Genomic DNA, 25,811 nt, shown 5'->3' on the forward strand with positions numbered 1-25,811 from the left:
CGGCCACGGCCAGGGCTTTTGTTGCAGGAACAACCAGGTACCGCGGATCCGCCGCGGGACGTGCGTCACGCGAACTCGGCCGCCACCAGCTCCGCGATCTGCGCGGTGTTGAGCGCGGCGCCCTTGCGCAGGTTGTCCCCGCACACGAAGAGTTCGAGCGCGGTGGGGTCGTCGAGGGCCCGCCGGACCCGCCCGACCCAGGTGGGATCGGTGCCGACGACGTCGGCGGGGGTGGGGAACTCCCCGGCGGCCGGATCGTCGAAGAGGACGACCCCGGGGGCGGTGGCGAGGATCTCGCGCGCCTTGCGGACGGTGACCTCGCCCTCGAAGCGGGCGTGGACGGTGAGGGAGTGCACGGTGACCACCGGGACCCGCACACAGGTCACGGCGACCGGCAGCCGGGACAGACCGAGGATCTTGCGGGACTCGTCCCGCACCTTCATCTCCTCCGAGGACCACCCGTCCTCGCGCAGCGAACCGGCCCACGGTACGACGTTCAGCGCGACCGGCTCCGGGAACGGCCCGGTGTTGTCGCCGACGGCCCGCCGTACGTCACCTGGGTGCGTGCCGAGTTCGGTGCCGGCGACCAGGGAGAGCTGCTGGCGCAGGGTCTCCACGCCGGCCCGCCCGGCCCCGCTCACCGCCTGGTAGCTCGACACCACCAGCTCGCGCAGCCCGAACTCGGCGTGCAGCGCGCCCAGGGCCACGATCATGGAGAGGGTCGTGCAGTTGGGGTTGGCGATGATCCCGCGCGGCCGCATCCGGGCCGCGTGCGCGTTGACCTCGGGGACCACGAGGGGCACGTCCGGGTCCATCCGGAAGGCGCCGGAGTTGTCCACGACGACGGCACCGCGCGCGGCGGCGACCGGTGCCCAGTGCGCGGCCACCTCGTCGGGTACGTCGAACATGGCGACGTCGACCCCGTCGAAGGCCTCCTCCGACAGGGCGACCACCTCGACCTGCTCCCCGCGCACGGCCAGCTTGCGGCCGGCCGAGCGCGGGGAGGCGATCAGTCGGATCTCGCCCCAGATGTCCGCGTGCTGGGACAGGATCTGGAGCATGACCGTGCCGACGGCCCCGGTCGCGCCTACGACCGCGAGCGTCGGACGTACGGTCATCGGCCGGTGCCTCCGTAGACCACGGCCTCGTCGCTGTCGGAGTCGAGTCCGAAGGCGCTGTGCACGGCGCGGACGGCCTCGGTCACGTCGTCGGCACGGGTGACGACCGAGATGCGGATCTCGGAGGTCGAGATCAGCTCGATGTTCACGCCCGCGTCGGACAGGGCGGTGAAGAAGTCGGCCGTGACGCCCGGGTTGGTCTTCATGCCCGCGCCCACGAGGGAGATCTTGCCGATCTGGTCGTCGTAGCGCAGCGAGTCGAAGCCGATGCCGGACTTGTTCTTCTCCAGGGCGTCGATGGCCTTGCGGCCCTCGGCCTTGGGGAGCGTGAAGGAGATGTCCGTCAGCCCGGTGGAGGCGGCGGAGACGTTCTGCACGATCATGTCGATGTTGATCTCGGCGTTCGCGATCGTACGGAAGATCACCGCGGCCTCACCCGGCTTGTCCGGCACGCCGACGACCGTGATCTTGGCCTCGGAGGTGTCGTGCGCGACACCGGAGATGATGGCCTGCTCCACCTTCTTGTCCCCTTGCTCGATCGGCTCACTGCTGACCCACGTGCCCTGGAGTCCGCTGAAGGACGACCGGACGTGGATCGGGATGTTGTAGCGACGGGCGTACTCCACACAGCGGTGGAGGAGCACCTTCGAGCCGGAGGCGGCGAGCTCCAGCATGTCCTCGAAGGAGATCCAGTCGATCTTCTTCGCCTTCTTCACCACGCGCGGGTCGGCGGTGAACACGCCGTCGACGTCGGTGTAGATCTCGCAGACCTCGGCGTCGAGGGCGGCCGCGAGCGCCACGGCGGTGGTGTCGGAGCCACCGCGCCCGAGCGTGGTGATGTCCTTCTTGTCCTGGCTGACGCCCTGGAAGCCGGCGACGATGGCGATGTTGCCCTCGTCGAGGGCCGTACGGATACGGCCCGGCGTGACGTCGATGATCCGGGCTTTGTTGTGGACCGAGTCGGTGATGACACCGGCCTGGCTGCCGGTGAAGGACTGGGCCTCGTGGCCCAGGTTTTTGATCGCCATGGCCAGCAGCGCCATGGAGATCCGCTCTCCGGCGGTCAGCAGCATGTCGAACTCACGCCCGGCAGGCATGGGAGATACCTGCTCGGCGAGATCGATCAGCTCGTCCGTCGTGTCGCCCATCGCGGAAACGACGACGACCACCTGGTGGCCGTTCTTCTTCGCTTCGACGATTCGCTTGGCGACGCGCTTGATGCCTTCGGCATCGGCTACGGAGGAGCCTCCGTACTTCTGCACGACAAGGCCCACGTGCGCTCCTCGCTCAGTCCGTGTGTGTCGGCTCAGTTTAACGAGCGCCCGAAATTCACCTCCGCGGTATCGCATCGTGAGATTCGGACGCCCAGGTCAGCGCATGCCCATTCGCGCACCCCGGGAAAAGTGCACCGCGTCACATGGCCCTGTGCGGCCCATGTGGCGGGTGTGAATTAAGTTTCAAGGATTAAGGTGCGGCTGTGCGCGTACTACTGGTGGAAGACGACGAGCCGGTCGCCCAGTCCCTGAGGCGGGGCCTGATCCGGTACGGGTTCGAGGTGGAGTGGGTCTCCACCGGCGGGGCCGCCCTCGGCCACCAGGGCCCCTACGACGTCGTCCTGCTCGATCTCGGTCTGCCCGACACCGACGGCCTCGACGTGTGCAGGGCGCTGCGCGAGCGCGGTGACGTGCCGATCATCGTGATCAGCGCGCGCAGCGACGAGACGGACCGGGTGGTGGGCCTGGAGCTGGGCGCCGACGACTACGTGTCCAAGCCGTTCGGGGTCCGGGAGGTCATCGCGCGGATACGGGCCGTGATGCGGCGCGCGCAGCCCCGTACCGAGGCCGCCGCGGCGGGTCCCGACACCTACGGCTCCCGCCTGACCATCGACCGCAAGGCCGCCCGGGTCCGGCTCGACGGCGAGGAGGTGCCCCTCGCCCCCAAGGAGTACGACCTGCTGGCCTTCCTCACCGAGGAGCCGGGCGCGCTGATGTCGCGCGAGCAGATCATGGAGGCGGTCTGGGACGCCAACTGGTTCGGGCCGACCAAGACGCTGGACGTGCATGTGGCGGCGCTGCGGCGCAAGCTCGCCGGGGCGGTCGTCATCGAGGCGATCCGGGGCGTGGGCTTTCGGCTGGAGATCGCCAAGGACGACGGGGCTTCATGAACCGGCAGCTCATCCGGAGCTACATCCTGCTGGTGGCGGTGGCCATCTTCCTGTTCACGGTGCCGGTCGCCTTCACGCTCACCGATCAACTGCGGGGCGACACCAGGCTGTCCGTCCTGCGGGAGGCCAACACCATGGCCCTGCTGCTGGGCAACGGCGACCCGACCTCGTGCGGCGCGCTGGAGCGGGTGGCCAAGGCGTACGGCGAGGAGACACCCGGCGATGTCGAGGTGACCCCCACCGGCCGCTGCGCCCCGGACCTGCCCCGGCCCGCGGCCGACGCGGCGCTGACCCGGGCCGTGCGGGACGACGACCCGACCACCGACTGGGGCTCCGACTTCATCTGGGGCAAGAACCTGACGGTCACCGTCCCGGCCGAGGGCGACGCGGCCGTACGGATCGTCTACTCGACCTCGGACATGACCAGGCGGCTGTGGCAGATCTGGGGCTTCCGGGCCGCACTCGCGGTCCTCGTCCTGGCGGCGGCCGCCGCGATCGGCGCCTTCGCCGCCCGCAGGATCACCGCCCCGCTGCGCGAACTCAACTCCATGGCCAGCAAGTTCAGCGACGGCGACCTCACCGCGCGTTCCCCGGTGACGGGCCCGCCGGAGACGCAGACGCTCGCCCGCACCCTGAACCAGGGCGCCGAACGCCTGGACACGCTGGTGGCCTCGCAGCGCATCTTCGTGGCGGACGCGTCCCATCAACTGCGCACCCCGCTCACCGCGTTGCGCCTGTCGCTGGACAACATCGCGGACGGGGTGGACGACGAGTTCGTACGGGAGGACGTGGAGCAGGCGACGGCGGAGGTGGTCCGGATGAGCCGCCTGGTCAACGGGCTGCTGGTGCTCGCGCGGGCGGAGGCGAAGGTGACCGCCGCGGAGCCGCTGCCGCTGAGGGACATCGTGGACGAACGGCTGGCGGTGTGGAGGCCGGCCGCCGACGAGCGCGGAGTCACCATCGCGCTCAGGGGGAGTGTTGTCGACGACCGGCCGTCTGTGCTGGCCAGCCCCGGTCATCTCGACCAGGTGCTGGACAACGTGCTCTCGAACGCCCTGGAGGTCTCACCCGACGGCGGGCGGATCACCGTCGAGGTGGAGTCCCGGGCGGACACGGTGGTGCTGTCGGTCCTCGACGAGGGACCCGGCATGTCCGATGCCGACAAGTCCCGCGCCTTCGACCGCTTCTGGCGGGGTCAGGGCCTGACCGGGCGCTCCGGTTCGGGCCTCGGCCTCGCCGTCGTCCGGCAGTTGGTGACCGACGACGGCGGGACCGTGACACTGGCGGACGCGCCGGGGGGCGGGCTGAGGGTGGAGATCACCCTTCGGGCATCGCCGAGGAGTGGTGGTTGACGATCTTCCACACGCCGTCCAGCTTCTCGTACGTGTACGAGTAGCGGGCTTCGACGACTCTCTTGGCGCCGCTCTTCGGGTCGGTGAGCGTGAACTCGTAGACGCCGGTGTCGATGGCGGAGTCGCTGTCGAGGACGTTGACGATCGTCTTGACCTTCTTGCCGACCGGCTTGTTCTGGAGGAAGTGCTCGAAGTAGTCCACGATCTGCGCGTGGTTGGTGCGGACCTTGTTGGAGACGGTGGGCAGGAGCACCGCGTTCTTGGCGTACAGGTCCGCGACCTTGTCGGCGTCGCCGGTCTGCAGGGTCGCGTTCCAGGTGTCGAAGAGCGTGGTGATCTGCTTCGTGGAGGGCTTCTTCGCGTGCTCGGGACCGGCGGTGGCAGCGACGGTGCCGACGGTGCCGAGTGCGACCACGGCGGCGGCGGTGACGATGGCTGCGCGCTTGGTTATGGAACGACGGGTCATCGCTGTCTCCAGTGCGGTGAGAGGTGGTGCTGTGAACTGACTCCAGCCTCTCTTTTCGCTGGTTAGGGCCCGTGCAGCCGAGATACAGCGCAGAGACAGGGGTTGCCCAATTCACGCGGGGTGACCGTGGGGTACACCGTTCCCATGACAGGTGACGTGCTTCTGGCGGCCATCGTGCTGCTGGGCTCCTCGGTGCAGTGGCTCACGGGGATGGGCTTCGCGCTGGTCTGCGTACCGACCCTGGTCCTTCTCCTCGGCCCGGCGCAGGGGGTGATCCTCGCCAACTGCGCGGCCGGCGTGATCTGTCTGGTCGGCCTGGCGGGCGGCCTGCGTCTGGTGCGCCCCCGGGCGATGCTCCCCTTCTGCCTGGCGGCGGCCTGCGCGGTCCCGGCGGGCAGCTGGGTCACCCACCAACTCCCCCAGTCCTGGCTGCTGTTGGTGATGGGCGGCCTGGTGACGGTGGCGGTGCTTCTCGTCATGCGGGGCGCGAGGACGGCCGCTCTGCACGGCACCCGAGGCGCCGTGTTCGCGGGCGCGGCGGGCGGGTTCATGAACGCGGCGGCGGGCGTGGGCGGCCCGCCGTTCTCCCTCTACGCCGTCAACGCGGGCTGGACGGTACGGGAGTTCGTCCCGAACGCGATGTTCTACGGCGTGATCGTGAACGCGTTCTCGGTGTGGTCGAACGGGATGCCGGGCCTGAGCCGGACCCAATGGGTCCTGGTGTGCGCGGCGATGGGCGCGGGCGGCCTGATCGGCAAGGGCCTCGCCTCCCGCATCCCGGAGCGGCGGGCCCGTCTGCTGGTGCTGCTGCTCGCCCTGACGGGCGGGGTCACCACCCTGGGAAAGGGACTGTGGGGCCTGTGACCCCCTGACGCCCGGGCCTCCGGTCACAGGCGCGGATCACACCCGCCCCCCGAACAGCGCCACCAGCCCCTGGTCCAGTTCCGCGCCCACGGTCTCCTCGTCCGGGGCCACGACCGTGTAGGTGCGGGCCAGGAAGCGGGTCAGGTCGGCGGTGGTGAAACGGAGGACGGCGACACCCTGCGCGGCGTGGAACTCCACGTACGTGTGGGCCGAACCGGCCGGACGGACACGGACGTTGCCGATGCCGGCCGGGGCCCGCAGCCCCTCACCCAGCAGGACGCGGGCGAACGACCATGTCGTGACCTCGCCGTCGACCGTGACGTGGGGCGGGAAGTCGATGTGCACGGCCGGCGGGTCGGCGGAGGTGTAGCGCAGGGTCGCGGGGATCGCGAGTTCGTGGTCCGTGGCCGTGATCAGGCGGGCACCTGTCGGCTGCTGGAGGGTGACGTGCATGAGGGGCTCCAAGGGGCGGGGACACGGGCCGGGTGTGGCCGTCGTGCGGTGAGACCACCCCGGGCACCCGCGCATTACGCCGTTCCTGAGCCTCCTCGTATGACTCGTGTCACATCGAGCGGAGGAACCACTGTTCAAGAGCCCCTACGGGGCGGGGCGCAGTCCCAGCGGGCCCGCGATCTCCTCCACCATCACCTTGCCCGCCTCGAACTCCAGTGTCTCGTCGCCGATCGCCTGGTCCGTGTCGAGACCGTCCAGTTCCTCCAGCGGCTGGTTCAGGCGCACGTGCGCCACCACCGACTGGAGGGCGCGCAGGGTCGCGGACGCCGTGGAGCCCCAGTTGGAGAAGTAGGAGAACTGCCACCACCACAGCGCCTCCGAGGTGCGGCCCGCCTTGTAGTGGGCCATGCCGTGGCGCAGATCGGTGATGACGTCGGTCAGGTCGTCGGAGATACGGGCCGGGACCGGGGCCTTGCGGGGCTCGTAGGGGTCGAAGACCTCGGAGTAGACGTCGATCGGTTCCAGCAGCCGGGCCAGGTTCTCGCGCAGTTCGTCCACGTCGGCGTCCGGGCCCGTGTCGGGCTCGTAGCGCTCGTCGGGGACGATGTCCTCGTGGGCGCCCAGGCGGCCGCCGGCCAGCATGAGCTGGGAGACCTCCAGGAGGAGGAAGGGGACGGCCGAGTCGGGTTCGTCGCCCTTCGCCACCTCCATGACAGCCACCAGGAAGCTCTCGACCTGGTCGGCGATCTGGACCGCGAAGTCGTCGGGGTCCTGGGCAGCGTGCAGTGTGGCGTCAGACATCTAGGAGTCGTCTCCCCTCGAAGGCGCGGCCGAGGGTCACCTCGTCCGCGTATTCCAGGTCGCCACCCACCGGGAGGCCGCTGGCCAGGCGGGTGACCTTGAGGCCCATGGGCTTGATCATGCGGGCGAGGTACGTCGCCGTGGCCTCGCCCTCCAGGTTCGGGTCGGTGGCCAGGATCAGCTCCGTGACCGTCCCGTCGGCCAGCCGGGCCAACAGTTCTCGTATGCGCAGATCATCGGGACCTACACCCTCGATCGGGCTGATCGCGCCACCCAGGACGTGGTACTTGCCACGGAACTCCCGGGTGCGCTCGATCGCGACCACGTCCTTCGGCTCCTCCACCACACAGATGACGGAGAGGTCGCGGCGGGTGTCGCGGCAGATGTTGCACAGCTCTTCCTGCGCGACGTTGCCGCAGGTCGCGCAGAAGCGGACCTTCGCCTTGACCTCCATCAGGCACTGCGCGAGACGACGTACGTCCGTCGGCTCCGCCTGGAGGATGTGGAAAGCGATCCGCTGGGCGCTCTTGGGACCGACGCCGGGCAGCCGCCCCAGTTCGTCGATGAGGTCCTGGACCACGCCTTCGTACAACGGACTGCCGTCCTTCCTGGATTCCTTGCGATACGTACGCTAGTTGGCCGACACCGTCTTAGAAAGACAGGCCCCCTGACGGGCCCTAGAAGGGCAGGCCGGGGATACCGCTTCCGCCGCCGCCGAGGCCCTGGGCGAGGGGGCCGAGCTTCTGCTGCTGGAGGGTCTGGGCGTTCTCGTTCGCCGCCTGCACGGCCGCCACGATCAGGTCGGCGAGCGTTTCGGTGTCCTCCGGGTCCACCGCCTTCGGGTCGATCTTCAGCGCGCGCAGCTCGCCGGCGCCGGTGACGGTGGCCCTCACCAGACCCCCGCCCGCCTGGCCGTCGACCTCGGTCCTGGCGAGTTCCTCCTGCGCGTTCGCCAGGTCCTGCTGCATCTTCTGGGCCTGCTGGAGCAGCTGCTGCATGTTGGGCTGGCCACCACCGGGGATCACGATCAGCTCCTGTGTCGGTACGGCTGTGCGGGCGAGGTTTTCCTCCCTGGCACGAGCCTACGTGGTCGGGACGGGCGTCGCCCCAGCACTCTTTCGAGTGAGTCGACCTGGAGTCCTATACCTGATCAAGGCCCTCTTCCGAGCGGAAAAGCAACCAAAGGACCCCCTTCGCCACCCATTGGGCGGTAGGAAGGGTCCGGCACATCAGCATCAGGCGTCACGCAGGGTGACCGATCAGTAGGGAGCGCCGGGTGGGTCAGCCGGAGATGCAGCCCGAGGGCCCGCCTCAGGACGGACGGGCCGATCTGGCCGGGCGGACGTTTCCGCTCGGTGACTGGGGCGAGCCCGCGGTGCGGCTGGACGAGCTGTACCGGTGGGTGGAGCACGGGGCGCTGGAGGCGGCGTCCTGGTATCTCGCGGACCGGGTGGGGAAACGACGCTGTGCGCGGGCCCTGCGGGGCGGGGCCGCGGCGGGGGCGGTGACCGGGGCCGTGCTGCCGTTGCTGGGGCTGACGGGAGTGGTGGGGGCGGACATCGCGCCCTGGGGGTATCTGGCCCTCCTCCTCGCGGTGGCCTGCGTGGCCGTCGACCGCTTCTTCGGGCTGACCTCCGGCTGGATAAGGGACGTGGCCACCGCGCAGGCCGTGCAGCGCCGCCTCCAGGCGCTCCAGTTCGACTGGGCCTCGGAGAGCGTCCGTGAGGTGCTCGGCCCCACGGAGGGCACGGCCGCCGAGGCCACGGAGCGCTGCCTGGGCGTCCTGCGCCGCTTCTCCGAGGACGTGACGGAGCTGATCCGCGTCGAGACGGCCGACTGGATCGTGGAGTTCCGCAACGGCTCCGCGCCGATGGGCATCCAGGGCGCGGTGACGTCCGGGGGGCGCCAGGACCCGGGCGGCACCCAGGGCCGCTTCCCGCTCCCCCCGGGTCCTCCGGCCCGCCCGAACATGCCCCGCCAGCGTCCGCCGGAGCCGCGGTGAGGCAGGGCCGGGCGGCCCCCGGGAGTACGGGGGTGCGGCTTCAGGGCGAGATCGCGGGGGCCGTCGGTGCCGCGTCGGGGCCCTCGTCGTGCAGGACGGCGTAGACCGTGCCGCCGGCACCGAGCGCCACCACGAGGGCGACCGCGAGGAGTGCCGCCGTGACGGCACGGCTGCGGTGCCCCGCCTCCGGATCCGTCTCCGCCGAGTAGGGCGTCAGGTAGGTGCCGGGCGACGGCCGCTCCCGGGTGTGGCCCCGCCCCTCGCCGTCCGCCGGGCCGGCGGAGCCGTGTTCCTCCATCGCAGGCCCTCCCCCGAGACCGCGCGCCCGCACACCTGCGCGACAGAAGACCAGTGTCTACGTCCGTCCGCCGCTCGTCGAGAGCTGATCGAGCACCTTGGACAGCCGCTCCAACATCTCCACCGCTTCGGCGAGTTCGGCCTCCCCGAAGGCCTCCGCGAGCCGGTCGGCGAAGGCCGTGTGCCCCGGGTCGATCCGGTGCACGGCGGCCAGCCCCTCCTGCGTCGGCGCGAGGAGCTTGGCGCGGCGGTGGGCGGGGTTGGGCCGGTACTCGGCCAGCCCCCGCTCCACCAGCAGATCGGCGATCCGCTGCACGCTCTGCCGCGTGATGCCCATCTCCCGGGCGATCCCGGCGACCGGAAGCGGCTCCGGCAGCACCGCCCCGAGCACCTGCCACCAGGCCGCGGTGAGTCCGGAGGGCCCGGCCAACTCATCGGCGACAGCGAGGAATTGGCCGTTGAGCCGGAACACCCCGAGCGCGCTGCGGCTGAGCAGTTCCTGCCGCTCCCGGCTCACCGCGCGGCCGCCTTCTCCAGCACGGCGTAGGCCTGCGGGTCGGAGTCGTGGAACAGCCGGTACCAGGCGTCGAGCACCTCGCCCTCGTACACCCCGAGCAGCCGGAAGACCTCCCGGGCGAAGGCGACGGGCTCGGTGGGTCCGGCGGTGATCAGGCCGCCGTCGGTCACGGCGTCCGCGTCGACGTACCGCTCGCCGCCGCCGTACCCCGTGGCCGCCAGATAGAAGGACACGGCGCTGGTGTGGTCGCGGTCGTCGAGCAGCCCCTCGCGGGCCAGCCCCGCGGTGGCCCCGCAGATCGCGGCGACGGGCACCCCGGCGTCGAGGAACTCCCGCGCCTTGCGGGCGAAGGGGGCCAGGTCGTCGCCGGAGTCCCAGAGGTCGGCGCCCGGCAGGACCAGCAGGGAGCTGTCGGAGGGCCGTACGTCGTCCAGGGCGCACGCGGGCTGCACCCGCAGTCCCCCGATGGACGTCACCGGCTCGCGCGACGGCCCGACCGTACGGATCTCGTACCCGGCACGGGCGAGGTAGGCCGTGGCGTGGCCCGTCTCCCAGTCGGCGTAGGTGTCGTACACGGCGTGATGCACGGGTTTGGCATTCATGACAACATGCTGTCGAAATGACAGCATGTTGTCAATGGGTCGGCGCTGGACAACCTGTCGCGGAAAGCCCCCGTCCACAGACAGGACGCCCATACCGATTCCGTATCGCGGACATTTACGCTCACTGGCATGACCCCTCAGCCACACCCCGAGGTCGGCGCCGCCGTGAAGGCCGCGGACCGTGCTCATGTGTTCCACTCCTGGTCCGCGCAGGAGCTCATCGACCCGCTCGCCGTCGCCGGTGCCGAGGGCTCGTACTTCTGGGACTACGACGGCAACCGCTATCTCGACTTCACCAGCGGGCTCGTCTACACCAACATCGGGTACCAGCACCCGAAGGTCGTCGCCGCGATACAGGAGCAGGCGGCGAAGATGACGACCTTCGCGCCCGCCTTCGCCATCGAGGCGCGGTCGGAGGCGGCCCGGCTGATCGCCGAGCGGACACCGGGGGACCTGGACAAGATCTTCTTCACCAACGGCGGGGCGGACGCCGTCGAGCACGCCGTGCGGATGGCCCGGCTGCACACCGGCCGGACCAAGGTGCTCTCCGCCTACCGCTCGTACCACGGCGGTACGCAGCAGGCCGTCAACATCACCGGTGACCCGCGGCGCTGGGCCTCCGACAGCGCCTCCGCCGGGGTCGTGCACTTCTGGGCGCCCTTCCTGTACCGGTCCCGCTTCTACGCCGAGACCGAGGAGCAGGAGACCGCGCGGGCGCTGGAGCACCTGGAGACGACGATCGCCTTCGAGGGGCCCGCCACCGTCGCCGCCATCGTCCTGGAGACCATCCCCGGCACCGCCGGGATCATGGTGCCGCCGCCGGGCTACCTCGCCGGGGTCCGCGAGATCTGCGACACGTACGGGATCGTCTTCGTCCTGGACGAGGTGATGGCCGGGTTCGGGCGGACCGGTGAGTGGTTCGCCGCCGACCTGTTCGGTGTGACCCCCGACCTCATGACCTTCGCCAAGGGCGTCAACAGCGGATACGTGCCCCTCGGGGGGGTCGCCATCTCGGGAGCGATCGCCGACACCTTCGGTAAGCGGCCGTACCCCGGCGGGCTCACCTACTCAGGGCACCCCCTCGCCTGCGCCGCCGCCGTCGCGACGATCAACGTCATGGCGGAGGAGGGCGTCGTCGACAACGCCAAGCACCTCGGTACGGCCGTCCTGGAGCCCGCGCTCAAGGAGCTCGCCGAGCGCCACCCGAGCGTCGGCGAGGTGCGGGGCGTGGGCATGTTCTGGGCGCTGGAGCTGGTGAAGAACAAGGAGACCCGCGAGCCGCTGGTGCCGTACAACGCGGCCGGTGAGGCGAACGCCCCGATGGCCGCGTTCGGGGCCGCCGCGAAGAAGCAGGGCATCTGGCCGTTCGTCAACATGAACCGGACCCATGTCGTGCCGCCGTGCAACGTCAGCGAGGCCGAACTCAAGGAAGGGCTCGCGGCGCTGGACTCCGCGCTCTCCGTGGCGGACGAGTACACGGAGTAAATCTCCGGAGCCTTCGAACGCGTATGGTGGCGTGCTCGTAGACATGTGTACGAGCACGCCATCTGGACCTGCGCGAGGGAGGCGCCCCGACGATGCCCGGCAGCAGCGGCAACGGTGCCGTCACCCGCAGCACACTGCGGCAGCAGATCGCGGACGCGCTGCGCGACGAGGTACTGGCCGGGCGGCTCCAGCCGGGGCAGGAGTTCACCGTCAAGGAGATCGCCGAGCAGTACGGCGTCTCCGCGACCCCGGTCCGCGAGGCCCTCGTCGACCTGTCCGCGCAGGGGCTCCTGGAGGCCGACCAGCACCGCGGCTTCCACGTGCACGAGTACTCCCTCGACGACTACCGCGGCATGATCGAGGCCCGCAACCTGGTCACGGACGGCATGTTCCAGGCGCTCGACGCCGGCCACCGCGTCCTCCAGGAGCTGGACGAGCCCCGTACCGCCGCGGCCGTGGCGGGCGTACGGCGGCGCGGCGAGGAGGCCCAGCGGGCCGCCACCGCGGGCGACCTGACCGTACTGATCGGCTACGACCTGCGGTTCTGGCGTGAACTGAGCATCCTGTTCGGCAACCCCTATCTCGCCGACTTCCTGCACCGGCTCCGCGTGCAGACCTGGGTGTGCACGGTCCAGCACCTGCGCCGGCTCACCGATCTGCGCGGCAGCCTGTGGTCCGGGCACCCCGAGGTGGCCGACGCCCTGTACGAGCGGGACACCAAGGCCGCCCGCGAGCTCCTCGCCGCCTACAACGGCCACTATCTGACCCTCATCGAGGGCCTCACCGCCGACTGAGCGCGCCGGGCACGGGTACAACGTGCACTACAGGAGCCGTCCGGGCGTCCCACCGACTACCCTGCCTTGACCACCCTATGAGGACATCCGCGCACCGCGAGTATCCGAGGAGCTGTCTTTTGGCCTGTGACCTGTGGCTGGTCCCGCTCGTCGACGTGTTGTGCCACACCCCGGACAACCCGTTCGCCGAGGAACTCGCGCAATACAACAAGGTGCTCACCGAGGCCGGGTTGCCGCCGGTGCCGGTGTACCAGTACATGCCGGGCCTGTCCGGCGAGGTCGCCCCGGTGGCCGGTTTCGACTACGACGCCCTGCACTTCCTGCGCCGTGCCTATCTGCTCCAGGTGTGCGGGCTGCCGGTCACCCCCGTGGACGAACTGGGCGGCGACTACGAGCAGTTGCTGGAGATGTTCGAGACGACGGCCCAGCAGTCCCATCTGGTCTGGCACTACGACCACGCGGGCGCGTACGTCCCCGTCGACTTCCCGCACCCGCTGGCCAACGACGAACTCCTCGCGGGCGGCGGCCCGTTGGGGTCCTCGCAGGCCCTGCTGAGGGAGTTGGAGTTCGTGGCGCCGGTGATCGGCATCGATCCGGCCAACCCGCCGGCGCCCCCCGAGCCGCCGCGCGCCCCGACCGAGCTGGAGGAGCCGGCCGTCCCCGCCCCGTACGACCCCAGCCCCTTCGCCCGTGAACGCCATGTCTGGCTGGGGCTGCACGCGGCGGCGACCCGGAGTCTCGCCCAGGGCTCGATGATCATCTTCAGCTGAGGACCGCCGGGTTCAGCGTCCGAGCTGGGAGAGCCCCTTCTGCAGGTCTTCGCGGTTCATCACCGGGGTGTAGCTGACCTTGGCGCCCAGGTTCATGAAGAACGGCTCACTGATCACCGGCATCTGTGAGCTGTCCTCCATGTCGAAGAACAGGAAGGCGGTGCGCTGACCGTTCTCGGAGGTGAAGTAGGCCGCCTCGGGCTTGATCTGTTCCAGCGACGACTCGATCAGCTTCGGCAGGGTGCCGTTGCTGATGGCCTCGTTCGCCTTGTCCGTGTCCATGGACACCTTGAGCAGTACGCGCATCGCACTCACCTTCTCCAGATCGACACGCAGGATGCACGGTCCCAGAATATGCCCGAATGAGGCATTTCTCCTTGGGTACCGAGGGCCGTCGCACAGGGCGGCGTTCCGAGGTCCGGGCCGAGCGCCCCAGGGAGGTTGAGTACCGCTACTCAGGCGGGGGCCGTCGGTGCCCCGGCATCGTGGGGGGCACCGACGGAGCCCGCAGCTCCGCGATGACCTCCTGGGGGATCCCGATGAACGGCTCGCGCCACTTCCGCAACCCGCTCGCGCTCGGCTACCTGCTCCTCGTGACCGCCGTCCTCGGCTGGGTCTGCGTGGACGCCCTCTTCGTCGAACACGCCGACGCGAGCCTCGCCGGGGTCTGGGCGTTCGTGGTCACGGCCCCGACCTCGCTGCTGTTCGTGATGGTGCCGAGGGTGCCGGCGTGGGCCGGGATCGTCACGGGTGCCGTGGTGAACGTGGCGGTGCTGGAGGCGGCGTACCGGAGCCTCAGCGGCCGCCACCGCCCGCAGCCCACGGTCTGAGCACCCCTTCACCCAGACCACTTCCGAGCACCGGCCGACGATGATCCACTGAACGGGTGAATATCCGCATACGCCCATAAACGGCTGGGCATGCAGCGCGCATGCGCTCTGCCTTGATCACGTCCGTGCTGCTCGCCGCCCTGTCACCCCTCGCCGCCCCGCCCGCTCATGCCGCCGCTGCCGTCCCGCCGGGGCATGTCCACTTCTGGGCCGAGCCGGGGCAGATGGGGCCCGGCGGCGCCTGGGACTACGCGCCGCCCGGGTACAAGGAGGCGGCGCCGCGGGTGAAGCGGCACGCGTATTCCTTCGACTCGCACGCGCCGGTGACCGTGTACGCGATCAGCTTCCAGGGCGGCGGCGCATGCCTGTACCGGGCGATCCGGCCGGACGACTACTCCGACAACTGGAGCTGGGCCACGAAGTTCGACGGGGTCAGTGACTCCACCATGGGCTGCCAGGCCGGCTGACCCGTTCATGCGTGCCCGTACGGCGACGGCCCCGGCCGTCCTCACCCTCCTGGCCCTCCTCACCGCGTCCGCCTGCTCGGCAGGGGCCCCGAACCCGGCGCCCCCGGCCGACGACGTCATCAAGGCGGCCACCCGCGCGCTCACCGACGACTGTCTGACCCGGCGGGGCCTCACCCCGAAGTCGGGCCGACAGCGGGTGTCCGACGCCCTGTTCGGCACCGGCAGAGCGGAGCTGTCGCTCCGGCTGCCCACCGGATATGTCGTCCGTACCCATACCGACGGCTGCCTCGCGGCCGCGCAACGGCGGCTCTACGGCGACCAGGACCGCTGGTTCCGTACGTCGGTCGTCGTCAACAACCTCAAGCCCGAGGCCGCCAGGACCGGCCGCCCGCTCTCCGAGGTCCGTGCCGCGCACCGGGCGGAGATCGCGGAGTGGCGGCGGCTGCGGGCCCGCGCCCTCACCCAGGCGACCGCCCTGCTGGAGGGCGGCGGCACCACCCATCCAGGTACCACCCACTCAGGTACCACCCACCCGAAGGGAAACCAGTGAAGCGCTTCATCGCCGTCCTGTCCGCCGGACTGCTCGCCACCGGAGCCGTCCTCGCCACCTCGGCCTCGGCCCAGGCGGCGGCCTGCGGCAGCGGGAACTTCTGCGCGTGGACGGACGCGAACTACCAGGGCCAGAAGATCGAGTGGACGGGCGACGACGGCTGGTGGGAGGGCAACATCGCCGACCAGGACTCGTCCTGGGCCAACCACGGCATCTCGGGCCCCGGCATCAAGGACCACGTCAAGGTGTACGCCTCCGCCCACCAGTCCGGCCCGATGACCATCTGTCTCGCGCCCGGCCAGGAGGCCGGCTACAACGGCGTGGCCAACGACCGCGGTGACTCCCACATCTGGGCGACCGGCTGCTGAGCCACCGGCCGCCCGTGCGGCGGGGCTCCGGTCAGAAGACCGGCGTCCCGCCCTGCGTCAGCCGCCAGTTGGTGACCGCGAAGTCCTTCGGGTCCAGGGTGCCCTTGGAGGTGACGTAGTCGATCATGAGCTGGCGGATCTCGTTGGTGGAGCTGTAGGCGATGTCGGCGGACGCGATGTGCGGGTAGCCGGAGCCGCCGTTGGCCCGGTAGTTGTTGACGGCGACGACGAAGACCTGGTCGTCGGTGACCGAAGTCCCGTTGTAGGAAAGGTTCTTGATGCGGGAGCCCTCGGCCGCCGCGATGTCGATGTCGTACGAGACGCCCGCGGCCGTGTCGTACATGTAGTCCCAGAAGCTGTTGGCGTTGGTCAGCGTCGAGGTGTCCACGGCCGTGCCCGCCGGCACCTGGTGGTAGTACTTCGCCGCGTACTCCAGGTAGTCCTTGAGCTGGGCCCCGGTGAGCTTCTTGCCGTACAGGGTGTTGTCGTAGATGTAGAGCCCGGCGATGTCCTTGATGGTGACGCTGCCCGCGGGGATGTCGGCGGTGCGGGAGAAGGGCGCGGCGACGGAGATCAGCGGGAGGGCGGCGTCGGAGGCCGAGAGCCCCGCCTTGACCGTGTCCATCTGGACCTGGTGGATGAAGTCCATGATGGGGACGTCCTTCCAGCAGGAGTCCGCCGCGGAGAGGTCCTGGGTGCAGGTGCCGACGGGCGTGTTGACGTACTTCACGACCAGCTCGTGGTCGGCCTCCAGGAGCTTCTTGATCTCCGGGTCCTCGTCCACGGTGTTCGGGTTGAGGGTCTGCGCGGTCTTCTTGGTGACCTTCCACTGCCCGCGCACGAGTTCCAGCTCGAAGTCGAACACGCTGAGCCGGTAGCCCCAGCAGTACGGCTCGGAGAGCAGCACGTCCTCGCCGGTCTCGTCGTTCTTCACCGTGTACGACGGCACCTCGACGTGGGTGTGCCCGACCAGGATCGCGTCGATGCCGGGGACCTGCTGGGCGACGAGGTTGGAGGCGTTCTCGACGTACGGGAGCTCGTCGCCGTACGACGAACTGCCGTCGAGGCCGGAGTGGTCGGTGAGGAAGACGACGTCACAGCCGAGGGCGCGCAGCCGGGGCACGTACTTCTTCGCCTGTTCGACCAGGCCGGGGAAGACCATCCTGCCGCTGACGTTGTCCTTGTCCCACAGGGCGATGCCGGGGTTGGTGAGGCCGAGGATGCCGACCTTGATGTCGGGGGCGCCCGGCACGCAGATCCGCTTCACGGTGTACGGCTGGAAGGCGGGCTTCAGTGTCTTCGCGTCGAGGGCGTTGGCGCCCAGCAGCGGGAAGCGGCACTGGCTCTCGAACTTCCTGAGCACCTCGATGCCGTAGTTGAACTCGTGGTTGCCGAGGGCGGCGGCGTCGTAGCGCATGTGGTTCATGGCGACGGCCATCGGGTGCTTCGGCGCGCCCTTGTCGGTGATGGGCTGCACGCGCGCGAAGTAGTAGGCGAGGGAGGTGCCCTGGATGATGTCACCGGCGTCGACGAGCAGGACGTGCTCCTCGCCCTTGGCCGCGCGCTGCTGCTTGATGAGCGTGGCGACCCGGGCGACACCGACGGAGTTGCCCTTGGCGTCGGAGTAGGCCTTGTCGAGGTAGTAGTCCCAGTCGAAGACGTGGCTGTGCAGGTCGGTGGTGCCGAGGATGGAGAAGGACCAGGTGCGGTTCTTCTTCGTCGGCTTGGACTCGGCGGCCTCGGCGGCGGGCGCTCCCACCGCCCCCGCGACGGCCACGGCCGCCCCGGTGACGGCCGACTTCTTCACGAAGTCCCGGCGGTTGAGGGGACTGACGGGCATGGCGGAGCTCCTGGGGGCACGGGGCGAGAGGGAAGGCACTACACGCGTAGATGCTGGTCTCACACCCGTGTCGGCGGGAACCAGGAAATGGCCATGGGCCGGTCAAGGAAGTCCCTGACCGGCCCGACGGCTGACACCCAAAAGGGATTTACAGGAACGAGTTGATCTCGATCGTCTCGTCCCGGCCCGGGCCCACGCCGATCGCGGAGATCGGGGCGCCGGACATCTCCTCCAGCGCCTTCACGTAGTCCTGGGCGTTCTTCGGGAGGTCGGCGAAGGTCTTGGCCTTCGTGATGTCCTCGCTCCAGCCGGGCAGGTACTCGTAGACCGGCTTCGCGTGGTGGAAGTCGGTCTGGGAGTACGGCAGTTCCTCGACCCGCCGACCGTCGATCTCGTACGCGACACAGACCGGGATCTGCTCCCAGCCGGTGAGCACGTCGAGCTTGGTGAGGAAGAAGTCGGTGAGGCCGTTGACGCGGGTCGCGTACCGGGCGATCACCGCGTCGAACCAGCCGCAGCGACGGTCACGGCCGGTGGTGACACCCCGCTCACCGCCGATGCGGCGCAGCGCGTCGCCGTCCTCGTCGAACAGCTCGGTCGGGAACGGGCCCGAGCCGACGCGGGTCGTGTAGGCCTTGAGGATGCCGATGACCCGGCTGATCTTCGTCGGGCCCACGCCGGCGCCGGTGCAGGCGCCGCCCGCGGTCGGGTTGGAGGAGGTGACGAAGGGGTACGTGCCGTGGTCGATGTCCAGGAGCGTGCCCTGGCCGCCCTCGAACAGGACGACCTTGTCCTGCTCCAGGGCCTGGTTGAGGACCAGCACCGTGTCGGCGACGTACGGCTTGAGCCGGTCCGCGTAGCCCAGCAGTTCCTCGACGACCTGGCCGACCTCGATGGCCCGGCGGTTGAAGACCTTGGTCAGGAGCTGGTTCTTGCCGTCGAGGGCCGCCTCGACCTTCTGGGTCAGGATCGACTCGTCGTACAGGTCCTGGATGCGGATGCCCACGCGGTTGATCTTGTCCGCGTAGGTCGGTCCGATGCCGCGACCGGTGGTGCCGATCTTGCGCTTTCCGAGGAAGCGTTCCGTCACCTTGTCCACGGTGACGTTGTACGGCGTGATGATGTGGGCGTTACCGCTGATCAGGAGCTTGGAGGTGTCGACGCCGCGGTCGTTCAGTCCGTTCAGCTCGGAGAACAGGACCGACGGATCGACGACGACACCGTTGCCGATGACCGGGGTGCACCCCGGAGACAGGATTCCGGAAGGGAGGAGGTGGAGGGCGTACTTCTGATCGCCCACGACTACCGTGTGGCCGGCGTTGTTGCCGCCCTGGTAGCGCACCACATAGTCCACCGAGCCACCGAGCAGGTCGGTTGCCTTTCCCTTGCCTTCGTCACCCCACTGAGCACCGAGCAGCACAAGTGCGGGCACGCGCGTACACCCCTTCCGGGCGGGGCATGTCCAAGGTCGGGGGCGTACGCGTACGGTTCCTCCGTCGCGTGCACCACGGCCGTCGTCGGCCGCTGCCCGTCGGACCCGGTTGCCCCGGAATAGACGAAGCCCCTGGCGCAATAGCGCAAGGGGCTCTTGCACCAAGATGCTACCCGAGGAAGCGAGGCATGGCCGAGGTGGCGACTTCCGCGACGTCCGATCAGCTGCTGGTGGTCATCGACCCGGTCGCCCGGCAGACGGACGGCGAGTCCGTACGGATCGTGAAAGACGTGCTCAGCGCGGGTGCGGCGACGAAGGTGTGTCTGCCGGACGGCCCCGAGGAGTTCGCCCGGGCACTGGCCCGGCGCGGTTCGCGGCGCCCGGTGGTGGTCGGCGACGACCGTGCGCTGATGCGGACGGTGGTGCTGCTGCACCGGCAGCGGGAGCTGGCCGAATGCGTGCTGTCGGTGGTGCCGGTGGGCCCGGTCCTGGGCATCGCCCACGCGCTGGGGGTGCCCACCGGCGCGGTCGCGGCCGCACGGGCGGTCCTGGAGGGGGCCGAGCGGCGCCTCGACATGTTGGTGGACGACAGCGACGGGGTGGTCCTCGGAGCGCTGCGGATCCCCGCCCCGGCCGCGCGGGAGGAGCCGCTGGAGGCCGCGCGGCCCTGGCTGCGGACCTGCCAGTCCCTCGTACGGACCCTGGTGCCGGCCCGTCCCGCCCGGGAGACCGTGCCCGCCGTTCCCGGGCCCTCGCGGCTGCGGGTGGAGGTCGACGGGGTGACCCTGGTGGACCTGGACCAGCCCCTGGAGGCGGTCTCGGTGACCCCGGGCTCCGGCGGCGGCCTGGCCTCGGTGGAGGTGCGTCCGCTGTCGGTGGGGGCGGAGGCGTCCCCGCTGCTGGCCACCGGCAGGACGGTGACCGTCACCGGGGCGGACTTCCGCTACCGGGCGGACGCGGGGGTGGGCGGGCCGGTGCGCAGGCGGACGTGGACGGTGCGGGAGCGGGCCGTGGGGCTGGTGCTCCCTTCCTGATTCTCGCCGTGCTGGCGACTCTAAAGGTATGGTTGACAAACATTTAACGCCCCGAGACCCTTGCTCGACTCATTCGGGCTGGAGAGTTCCGGTCCGGCACGCTGTGGACGGGCAAGGGAGAGGGGCCGGCCGATGGCAGTGGACGAGGGAGTCGCCCCGGCGGCGAAAACGGACGGCGACGGCACGGTCCACCGGCTGAAACCCAACGCGGTCGGCCTGCTCGGCGTGGTCTTCATGGCCGTGGCGACCGCCGCGCCGATCACCGCGATGACGGGCAACGTGCCCTTCATGGTCTCCGCGGGCAACGGCATCGGCGCCCCCGCGAGCTATCTCGTCGCAATGGTCGTCCTGGCAATCTTTTCCGTCGGCTTCACCTCGATGGCGAAGCACATCACCTCGACGGGAGCCTTCTACGGCTTCATCTCCTACGGCCTCGGCCGCACCGTGGGTCTCGCGTCGGGACTGCTCGCCACCTTCGCCTACGTGGTCTTCGAGCCGGCGCTCATCGGCATCTTCTCGACGTTCGCGACGGAGACGCTCAAGGACCAGACGGGGACGCACATCCCCTGGTGGGCTTTCGCGGCCCTGATGCTCGCGGTCAACGCGACGGGCACCTGGTTCGGTGTCTCGGTCGCCGAGAAGCTCCTGGTCGTCCTGCTCGCCACCGAGGTGACGGTCCTCGCCGCGATGGCGGTCTCGGTGGCCTTCCACGGCGGCGGCCCGGACGGCTTCAGCCTCGACCCGGTGAATCCGGTCAACGCCTTCCAGGGCACGTCCGCCGGTCTCGGCCTCTACTTCGCGTTCTGGTCGTGGGTCGGCTTCGAGTCGACGGCGATGTACGGCGAGGAGTCCCGCAACCCGAAGAAGATCATCCCCAAGGCGACGATGATCTCCGTCCTCGGCGTCGGCGTCTTCTACGTGTTCGTCTCCTGGATGGCCATCTCGGGCACCGGCGAGGCGAACGCGGTCAAGGTCGCCACCGACAACCCCCTCGCGCTGTTCTTCGGCCCCACCGAGCGGTACGTCGGCCACTGGGCGGTCGACGTCATGCAGTGGCTGATGATCACCGGGTCGCTGGCCTGCGGCATGGCCTTCCACAACTGCGCCGCCCGCTACATGTACGCGCTGGGCCGCGAGGGCGTCCTGCCCTCGCTGAAGAACACGGTCGGCCGCACCCACCCCCGGCACGGCTCGCCGCACCTCGCGGGCCTGGTGCAGACGGTCGTGACGGCCGTACTCCTGCTGGCGTTCTGGGCGGCCGGCAAGGACCCGTACACCGGCACCTACGTGCTGCTCGCGATCCTCGGCACCATGGCGATCCTGGTCGTGCAGGCGGTGTGCTCCTTCGCGGTGCTGGTGTACTTCCGCGGCCACCACCCCGAGAGCCGGCACTGGTTCCGGACCCTCACGGCCCCGCTGGTCGGCGGGGTGGCGATGCTCGCGGTGGTCGGCCTGCTGGTCTCCAACATGGGCGCGGCGGCGGGCACGGAGTCCGGTTCGCTGGTGCTGAAGGCCACGCCGTGGCTGGTGGCGGCGGTCGCGGCACTGGGCATCGGGTACGCGCAGTACCTGAAGCGGCGCGCGCCCGAGCGGTATCTGCTGCTGGGGCGGACGGTGCTGGAGGAGACCAAGGAGCGCTAGGGGCTCCCGAACAGCTTCTCGCGGTGCGCCCGCCACCGCTCCATCATGGCCGCGACCTCGCCCTCGACGAACTCGAAGAAGGCGAGCGTCTCGGCCATGCGGCGTCCCGCCGGGGTGTCGGCACCGAGACTGCTGACGCCCTCGCGCAGGGCGCCCTCCCACCGCTTGATGATCGCCTCGCGGTTGGTGAGGGCCTCGTACCACTGGTCGCCGTGCACCCGGTAGCGCTCCCGGCGTGAACCGGGCTCGCGCTCGCGCGAGACCATGTGCGTCTGGGCGAGATAGCGCACCGCCCCGGAGACCGCGGCCGGGCTGATCTGCAACTGCTCGCCCAGTTCGGCGGAGGTCATGGTGCCCTCGTCGGAGGACAGGAGCGCGGCGAACACCCGGGCCGGCATGCGCTGCATCCCGGCCTCGACGAGCTGGGCCGCGAAGCTCTCCACGAACTTCGAGACCGCGTCCGGGTCCCGCTCCACCGCATCCGTCATGGTCACCACCTTAACGGAGCTTCATACGCTTCCTTAACTTCACAAATTTCTGAAAGAAGCGTACGTTCTGAACCATGACGAAGGCAATCAGCGTCTCCGGGCTCCACAAGTCGTTCGGCGGGACCCACGCCCTCGACGGCCTCGACCTGGACGTCGAGACCGGCGAGGTGCACGGCTTCCTCGGCCCCAACGGCGCCGGCAAATCCACCGCCATCCGCGTCCTGCTCGGCCTGCTGCGCGCCGACTCCGGCGCCGCGCGGGTGCTGGGCCGCGACCCCTGGGCCGACGCGGTCGAGGTGCACCGCCGGATCGCCTACGTCCCGGGGGACGTGACGCTGTGGCGCAACCTCTCCGGCGGCGAGGTCATCGACCTCTACGGCCGTCTGCGCGGCGGTCTCTCCACCACGAGGCGCGCCGAACTGATCGAACGCTTCGAGCTGGACCCCACCAAGAAGGGCCGCACCTACTCCAAGGGCAACCGGCAGAAGGTCGCCCTGGTCGCCGCGTTCGCCTCGGACGTGGACCTGCTGATCCTGGACGAGCCCACCTCGGGCCTTGACCCCCTGATGGAGGAGGTCTTCCAGCGCTGCGTCGAGGAGGAGCGCGAACGCGGCCGTACGGTCCTGCTGTCGTCCCACATCCTCAGCGAGGTCGAGGAGTTGTGCGACAGGGTGAGCATCATCCGGCGCGGCCGCACGGTCGAGACGGGCTCGCTCGCCGACCTGCGCCACCTCACCCGCACCAGCGTCACGGCCGAACTCGCGGGCCCGCCCAGCGGGTTGGCGCACCTGCCGGGCGTGCACGACCTCGACGTCCAGGGCCACCGGGTCCGGCTCCAGGTGGACACGGACAAACTCGACGCGGTGCTGAGGCAGTTGAGCGAGTCGGGGGTGCGCTCGCTGACGTCGACACCGCCGACGCTGGAGGAACTGTTCCTGCGTCACTACCAGGAGGCGTCGTGACCTCCCTCGCGGGCACCGGCGTACTGCTCCGCTTCAACCTGCGCCGCGACCGGCTGATGATCCCGGTGTGGGTGGCGGTGAACGCCCTGATGGTCCTCTCCATGCCGAACACCCTCAAGGGCCTGTACGGCACCTCGGCCGAGCGCGCCGACCTGCTGCACCAGGTGGCCACCACCTCCTCCTTCCGCGCGCTGATCGGCCCGGTCTTCGACGACTCCCTCGGCGCCCTCACCGCCTGGCGCGTCGGCGTCTACGCGGGGGCGCTGGCCGCGGTCACCGGCCTCCTGGTCGTCGTACGCCACACCCGTGACGAGGAGGAGAGCGGACGGCAGGAGCTGATCGCCTCCGGGGTGGTGGGCCGACGGGCCTCCCTGACGGCGGCGCTGCTGGCGGCGGCGGTGGCGAGCGGGGTGCTGGCCCTGCTGGTGACGGCGGGGCTGGCGGGCCAGGGAGTGGCGGGCGCGCTGGCGTTCGGCCTCGGACTCGCCGCTGTGGGCATGCTCTTCGCGACCATGGCGGCGATCGTCGCGCAGCTGACGGAGAGCGCGCGGCTGGCGCGGGGCCTGACGGCGGGGGTGCTGGGTGCGGCCTTCGCGCTGCGGGCGGCGGGGGACTCGGTGTCGAGCGACGGCTCGTCGGTATGGACGTGGCTGTCACCGCTGGGCTGGCTGTCCCAACTGCGTCCCTTCGCCGGTGAACGCTGGTGGGTGCTGCTGCTGTTCGCGGCGGCGATCGCGGTACAGGCCGCGTCGGCCTACGTGCTGGCGGGCCGCAGGGACGTGGGCATGAGCTTCGTGCCGACCCGCCCCGGGCCCGCTGTCGGCCGCCTTGGCACGGCGGGCGCGCTGGCCTGGCGGCTCCAGCGGGGCGGTGTTTTCGGCTGGTCGCTCGGCTTCTTCCTGGCCGGGGTGGTCTACGGCGGTCTCACGGACGGCGTGGCCGACCTGGTCGGCGACAACGCCAAGGCCCGCGAGATCTTCGAGCGGATGGGCGGACAATCCGGGATCACGGACGCCTTCCTCGCCTCGATGACCGGGATGCTGGGGCTGGTGGCCGCGCTGTACGTGGTCGCGTCGGTGCTGCGGCTGCACGGCGAGGAGACGTCGATGCGGGCGGAGCCGGTGCTGGCGAACGCGGTGGGCCGACTGCGGTGGGCCTCGGGCCATCTGGTGATCGCCTTCGGCGGCTCGGCGCTCATCATGCTGATCGCGGGACTCGGCTTCGCCGCGGGCTACGGCAAGGAGGTCGGCCCGATCCTGGGCGCGTGCCTGGTGCAGGTGGCCGGGGTGTGGGTGATCGGCGGTCTCACGGTCCTGCTGTACGGCCTGGCCCCGCGCCTCGCTCCCCTGGCCTGGGGAGTCGCCGGGGCGGTGCTGCTGATCGGCTGGGTCGGCCCGGCCCTCGACGCCCCGCAGAGCGTCCTGGACCTCTCCCCCTTCGGCCACCTGCCGAAGCTGCCGGGCGGGGAGATGGAGTGGGCGCCGGTACTGCTCCTGCTCGCACTCGCGGGGGCGCTGGTGGCGGGGGGTCTGGCGGGACTGCGGCGCCGGGACCTGACGACCTGAACCGGGGGCCGGTCGCGCGCGTCCTCGTCTCCATGGAGCGGAGAGCGGACGGAGTGACCTGCGGCGGCTGTGCGCTCTCCGCGGTGGGTGCGATCGGGGCACCCTCGCTGTGGCTGTCCCTGCCCCGCACCCGGCGCCACCTCGGCGGAGGGTTCGAGAACGAGGGCATGGACTGGACGGTCCTGCTCACGGAGCTGCCGTTCGTGGTGCTGGGGGGAGCTTTGCTGCCCCTCCTGGCCCTCACTGTGGTGATGCGGGTGGTGGATCGGGGTCGGGGCCGGCCCCGGCAGGACTGACCGGGCCGGACTGACTTTGCCGGACTGACCGGGCCGGACTGACTTTGCCGGACTGACGGGCGGGGTCAGGCGACCGTGAAGTCGGCCGCCTTGGTGTCGAGGGTCGTGTCGCCGTCCTCGGCGGTGACCAGGACGGCCACGTGCCACAGGCCCCGCGGGGAACCTTCGGCGTCGGCGCGGGTGACGGCGACCTTGTAGGTGCACCGCTCGCTGTCCCCACCCGAGGGCTTGCAGACGGCCGACTCGACCGCGGCCATGTCCTTGGCCGTCAGCCCTTCCTTGGCGAAGGACGAGTTCGCCGGCCAGGCCAGCACCTTCACGCTCTTGACGTCGGAGGACGCGGTGACGTCGGTCGTGAAGGTCAGCGAGCCGTCGCGGTCGGCGGCGGGAGCGGTGTAGCGGGCCGTGCTGTGTGCCAGCGCCGGCGACTGGTCACCGGCGTAGGCGAGGGCGAAGCCGCCGGCAGCACCGAGGACGACGACACCGACGGCGACGGACACAGCGATACGACGCGACATGACAGGCTCTCCTGAAAGGCACAGTTGGATCCCACCGGCGCTCTCGTCGGCGCCGTGCGTCCATACTGGCCGCGCGGCGAGCGCCGGGTATGAGCACGCGTACTCAACTGGGGCCTGAGTAACGGCCGTTGCGTC

At 70.3% G+C, this 25,811-nt stretch carries 31 protein-coding genes; 16 read left to right on the forward strand and 15 right to left on the reverse strand.

The features are described 5' to 3' along the window. Positions 1-65: 65 nt before the first annotated feature. On the reverse strand, positions 66-1,118 hold the full coding sequence (locus ABZ098_RS27215; RefSeq protein WP_356595396.1) for an aspartate-semialdehyde dehydrogenase: 1,053 nt from the start codon (positions 1,116-1,118) through the stop codon (positions 66-68). Beyond that, positions 1,115-2,392 (reverse strand): aspartate kinase, encoded by a 1,278-nt coding sequence (locus ABZ098_RS27220; protein ID WP_356595398.1) that lies wholly within the window; start codon positions 2,390-2,392, stop codon positions 1,115-1,117. Before ABZ098_RS27220 ends, ABZ098_RS27215 begins: the two co-directional genes overlap by 4 nt. A gap of 203 nt (positions 2,393-2,595) precedes the next feature. On the opposite strand from ABZ098_RS27220, the gene ABZ098_RS27225 reads away from it, so the two are divergent. Further along, positions 2,596-3,282 carry a response regulator transcription factor gene (locus ABZ098_RS27225; protein ID WP_356595401.1) on the forward strand — a complete coding sequence of 229 codons (687 nt, stop codon included), beginning with the start codon at positions 2,596-2,598 and terminating at the stop codon, positions 3,280-3,282. Continuing rightward, on the forward strand, positions 3,279-4,634 hold the full coding sequence (locus tag ABZ098_RS27230) for a HAMP domain-containing sensor histidine kinase (RefSeq protein WP_356595403.1): 1,356 nt from the start codon (positions 3,279-3,281) through the stop codon (positions 4,632-4,634). Before ABZ098_RS27225 ends, ABZ098_RS27230 begins: the two co-directional genes overlap by 4 nt. Here the strand turns inward: ABZ098_RS27230 and ABZ098_RS27235 are convergent. Next, a complete protein-coding gene (locus tag ABZ098_RS27235; protein WP_356595405.1) occupies positions 4,600-5,100 on the reverse strand; it encodes an SgcJ/EcaC family oxidoreductase in 501 nt (166 codons plus the stop codon). The two genes, ABZ098_RS27230 and ABZ098_RS27235, sit on opposite strands and share 35 nt — an antisense overlap. 144 nt (positions 5,101-5,244) lie before the next feature. Here ABZ098_RS27235 and ABZ098_RS27240 point away from each other — a divergent pair, with 144 nt between their 5' ends. Beyond that, positions 5,245-5,964: a sulfite exporter TauE/SafE family protein gene (locus ABZ098_RS27240; RefSeq protein WP_356595407.1), complete on the forward strand. Its 720-nt coding sequence runs from the start codon at positions 5,245-5,247 to the stop codon at positions 5,962-5,964. 36 nt (positions 5,965-6,000) lie between these two features. Here ABZ098_RS27240 and ABZ098_RS27245 read toward each other — a convergent pair whose 3' ends face one another. The 4 genes from ABZ098_RS27245 to ABZ098_RS27260 form a co-directional block, all read right to left on the reverse strand. Then, positions 6,001-6,417 carry an SsgA family sporulation/cell division regulator gene (locus tag ABZ098_RS27245; RefSeq protein WP_356595409.1) on the reverse strand — a complete coding sequence of 139 codons (417 nt, stop codon included), beginning with the start codon at positions 6,415-6,417 and terminating at the stop codon, positions 6,001-6,003. Positions 6,418-6,561: 144 nt separating this feature from the next. Further along, positions 6,562-7,218 carry a DUF5063 domain-containing protein gene (locus ABZ098_RS27250; RefSeq protein WP_356595411.1) on the reverse strand — a complete coding sequence of 219 codons (657 nt, stop codon included), beginning with the start codon at positions 7,216-7,218 and terminating at the stop codon, positions 6,562-6,564. After that, entirely contained in the window at positions 7,211-7,810 is a 600-nt protein-coding gene (gene recR / locus ABZ098_RS27255) for a recombination mediator RecR (protein WP_020124031.1), read from the reverse strand. Before recR ends, ABZ098_RS27250 begins: the two co-directional genes overlap by 8 nt. A gap of 85 nt (positions 7,811-7,895) precedes the next feature. Then, entirely contained in the window at positions 7,896-8,243 is a 348-nt protein-coding gene (locus ABZ098_RS27260; protein ID WP_028809102.1) for a YbaB/EbfC family nucleoid-associated protein, read from the reverse strand. A gap of 251 nt (positions 8,244-8,494) precedes the next feature. Here ABZ098_RS27260 and ABZ098_RS27265 point away from each other — a divergent pair, with 251 nt between their 5' ends. Next, on the forward strand, positions 8,495-9,220 hold the full coding sequence (locus ABZ098_RS27265; protein ID WP_356595414.1) for an SLATT domain-containing protein: 726 nt from the start codon (positions 8,495-8,497) through the stop codon (positions 9,218-9,220). A 40-nt stretch (positions 9,221-9,260) separates the two neighbouring features. On the opposite strand, the gene ABZ098_RS27270 is transcribed toward ABZ098_RS27265, so the two are convergent. The 3 genes from ABZ098_RS27270 to ABZ098_RS27280 are packed head-to-tail and all read right to left on the reverse strand — an operon-like array spanning position 9,261 to position 10,636. Next, positions 9,261-9,518 carry a hypothetical protein gene (locus ABZ098_RS27270; protein ID WP_356595416.1) on the reverse strand — a complete coding sequence of 86 codons (258 nt, stop codon included), beginning with the start codon at positions 9,516-9,518 and terminating at the stop codon, positions 9,261-9,263. A gap of 57 nt (positions 9,519-9,575) precedes the next feature. After that, positions 9,576-10,034: a helix-turn-helix domain-containing protein gene (locus ABZ098_RS27275; protein WP_356595418.1), complete on the reverse strand. Its 459-nt coding sequence runs from the start codon at positions 10,032-10,034 to the stop codon at positions 9,576-9,578. Further along, positions 10,031-10,636, reverse strand: a complete 606-nt coding sequence (locus tag ABZ098_RS27280; protein WP_356595420.1) for a type 1 glutamine amidotransferase family protein — start codon at positions 10,634-10,636, stop codon at positions 10,031-10,033. Before ABZ098_RS27280 ends, ABZ098_RS27275 begins: the two co-directional genes overlap by 4 nt. A 129-nt stretch (positions 10,637-10,765) precedes the next feature. Between ABZ098_RS27280 and ABZ098_RS27285 the strand changes: the two genes are divergently transcribed. The 3 genes from ABZ098_RS27285 to ABZ098_RS27295 all read left to right on the forward strand — a co-directional run bounded on the left by ABZ098_RS27285 (position 10,766) and on the right by ABZ098_RS27295 (position 13,685). Continuing rightward, positions 10,766-12,121, forward strand: a complete 1,356-nt coding sequence (locus ABZ098_RS27285) for an aspartate aminotransferase family protein (RefSeq protein WP_356595422.1) — start codon at positions 10,766-10,768, stop codon at positions 12,119-12,121. 92 nt (positions 12,122-12,213) lie between these two features. Beyond that, positions 12,214-12,915, forward strand: coding sequence for a GntR family transcriptional regulator (locus tag ABZ098_RS27290; RefSeq protein ID WP_356595423.1), 702 nt, complete (start codon positions 12,214-12,216; stop codon positions 12,913-12,915). Between the two features lie 119 nt (positions 12,916-13,034). After that, a complete protein-coding gene (locus tag ABZ098_RS27295) occupies positions 13,035-13,685 on the forward strand; it encodes a hypothetical protein (RefSeq protein ID WP_352387682.1) in 651 nt (216 codons plus the stop codon). 12 nt (positions 13,686-13,697) lie between these two features. On the opposite strand, the gene ABZ098_RS27300 is transcribed toward ABZ098_RS27295, so the two are convergent. Continuing rightward, on the reverse strand, positions 13,698-13,991 hold the full coding sequence (locus ABZ098_RS27300) for a hypothetical protein (RefSeq protein ID WP_356595425.1): 294 nt from the start codon (positions 13,989-13,991) through the stop codon (positions 13,698-13,700). A 212-nt stretch (positions 13,992-14,203) separates the two neighbouring features. Here ABZ098_RS27300 and ABZ098_RS27305 point away from each other — a divergent pair, with 212 nt between their 5' ends. The 4 genes from ABZ098_RS27305 to ABZ098_RS27320 all read left to right on the forward strand — a co-directional run bounded on the left by ABZ098_RS27305 (position 14,204) and on the right by ABZ098_RS27320 (position 15,900). Further along, positions 14,204-14,515, forward strand: a complete 312-nt coding sequence (locus tag ABZ098_RS27305; protein WP_356595427.1) for a hypothetical protein — start codon at positions 14,204-14,206, stop codon at positions 14,513-14,515. A 101-nt stretch (positions 14,516-14,616) separates the two neighbouring features. Beyond that, the gene (locus ABZ098_RS27310; RefSeq protein ID WP_356595429.1) at positions 14,617-14,982 is read left to right on the forward strand and encodes a hypothetical protein; all 366 of its coding nucleotides are present in this window, start codon (positions 14,617-14,619) and stop codon (positions 14,980-14,982) included. Between the two features lie 7 nt (positions 14,983-14,989). Next, entirely contained in the window at positions 14,990-15,532 is a 543-nt protein-coding gene (locus ABZ098_RS27315) for a hypothetical protein (RefSeq protein WP_356595431.1), read from the forward strand. Continuing rightward, positions 15,529-15,900: a peptidase inhibitor family I36 protein gene (locus ABZ098_RS27320; RefSeq protein ID WP_356595433.1), complete on the forward strand. Its 372-nt coding sequence runs from the start codon at positions 15,529-15,531 to the stop codon at positions 15,898-15,900. Before ABZ098_RS27315 ends, ABZ098_RS27320 begins: the two co-directional genes overlap by 4 nt. Positions 15,901-15,931: 31 nt before the next feature. Here the strand turns inward: ABZ098_RS27320 and ABZ098_RS27325 are convergent, their stop codons facing one another. Next, positions 15,932-17,740, reverse strand: coding sequence for a 5'-nucleotidase C-terminal domain-containing protein (locus tag ABZ098_RS27325; protein ID WP_356595435.1), 1,809 nt, complete (start codon positions 17,738-17,740; stop codon positions 15,932-15,934). Positions 17,741-17,888: 148 nt separating this feature from the next. After that, entirely contained in the window at positions 17,889-19,172 is a 1,284-nt protein-coding gene (locus ABZ098_RS27330; RefSeq protein ID WP_356595437.1) for an adenylosuccinate synthase, read from the reverse strand. 188 nt (positions 19,173-19,360) lie between these two features. Here ABZ098_RS27330 and ABZ098_RS27335 point away from each other — a divergent pair, with 188 nt between their 5' ends. Both ABZ098_RS27335 and ABZ098_RS27340 read left to right on the forward strand, forming a co-directional pair. Next, a complete protein-coding gene (locus tag ABZ098_RS27335) occupies positions 19,361-20,206 on the forward strand; it encodes a diacylglycerol kinase (protein WP_356595439.1) in 846 nt (281 codons plus the stop codon). 132 nt (positions 20,207-20,338) lie between these two features. Beyond that, on the forward strand, positions 20,339-21,847 hold the full coding sequence (locus ABZ098_RS27340; RefSeq protein ID WP_356595440.1) for an APC family permease: 1,509 nt from the start codon (positions 20,339-20,341) through the stop codon (positions 21,845-21,847). On the opposite strand, the gene ABZ098_RS27345 is transcribed toward ABZ098_RS27340, so the two are convergent. Further along, complete coding sequence (locus ABZ098_RS27345) at positions 21,844-22,335, reverse strand: MarR family transcriptional regulator (protein ID WP_356595442.1); 492 nt, start codon at positions 22,333-22,335, stop codon at positions 21,844-21,846. The genes ABZ098_RS27340 and ABZ098_RS27345 overlap by 4 nt on opposite strands. Before the next feature lie 74 nt (positions 22,336-22,409). Here ABZ098_RS27345 and ABZ098_RS27350 point away from each other — a divergent pair, with 74 nt between their 5' ends. From ABZ098_RS27350 to ABZ098_RS27360, 3 genes are read left to right on the forward strand one after another with little or no spacing between them, the layout of a single operon-like run. Continuing rightward, positions 22,410-23,297: an ABC transporter ATP-binding protein gene (locus ABZ098_RS27350; protein ID WP_356595444.1), complete on the forward strand. Its 888-nt coding sequence runs from the start codon at positions 22,410-22,412 to the stop codon at positions 23,295-23,297. Beyond that, the gene (locus ABZ098_RS27355; RefSeq protein ID WP_356595447.1) at positions 23,294-24,862 is read left to right on the forward strand and encodes an ABC transporter permease; all 1,569 of its coding nucleotides are present in this window, start codon (positions 23,294-23,296) and stop codon (positions 24,860-24,862) included. Before ABZ098_RS27350 ends, ABZ098_RS27355 begins: the two co-directional genes overlap by 4 nt. A gap of 32 nt (positions 24,863-24,894) precedes the next feature. After that, a complete protein-coding gene (locus ABZ098_RS27360) occupies positions 24,895-25,158 on the forward strand; it encodes a hypothetical protein (RefSeq protein ID WP_356595449.1) in 264 nt (87 codons plus the stop codon). Between the two features lie 65 nt (positions 25,159-25,223). Here the strand turns inward: ABZ098_RS27360 and ABZ098_RS27365 are convergent, their stop codons facing one another. Continuing rightward, entirely contained in the window at positions 25,224-25,676 is a 453-nt protein-coding gene (locus ABZ098_RS27365) for a DUF5707 domain-containing protein (RefSeq protein WP_356595451.1), read from the reverse strand. Positions 25,677-25,811 lie beyond the last annotated feature (135 nt).

It is taken from the genome of Streptomyces sp. NPDC006335, from assembly GCF_040612795.1.
GTDB lineage: Bacteria > Actinomycetota > Actinomycetes > Streptomycetales > Streptomycetaceae > Streptomyces.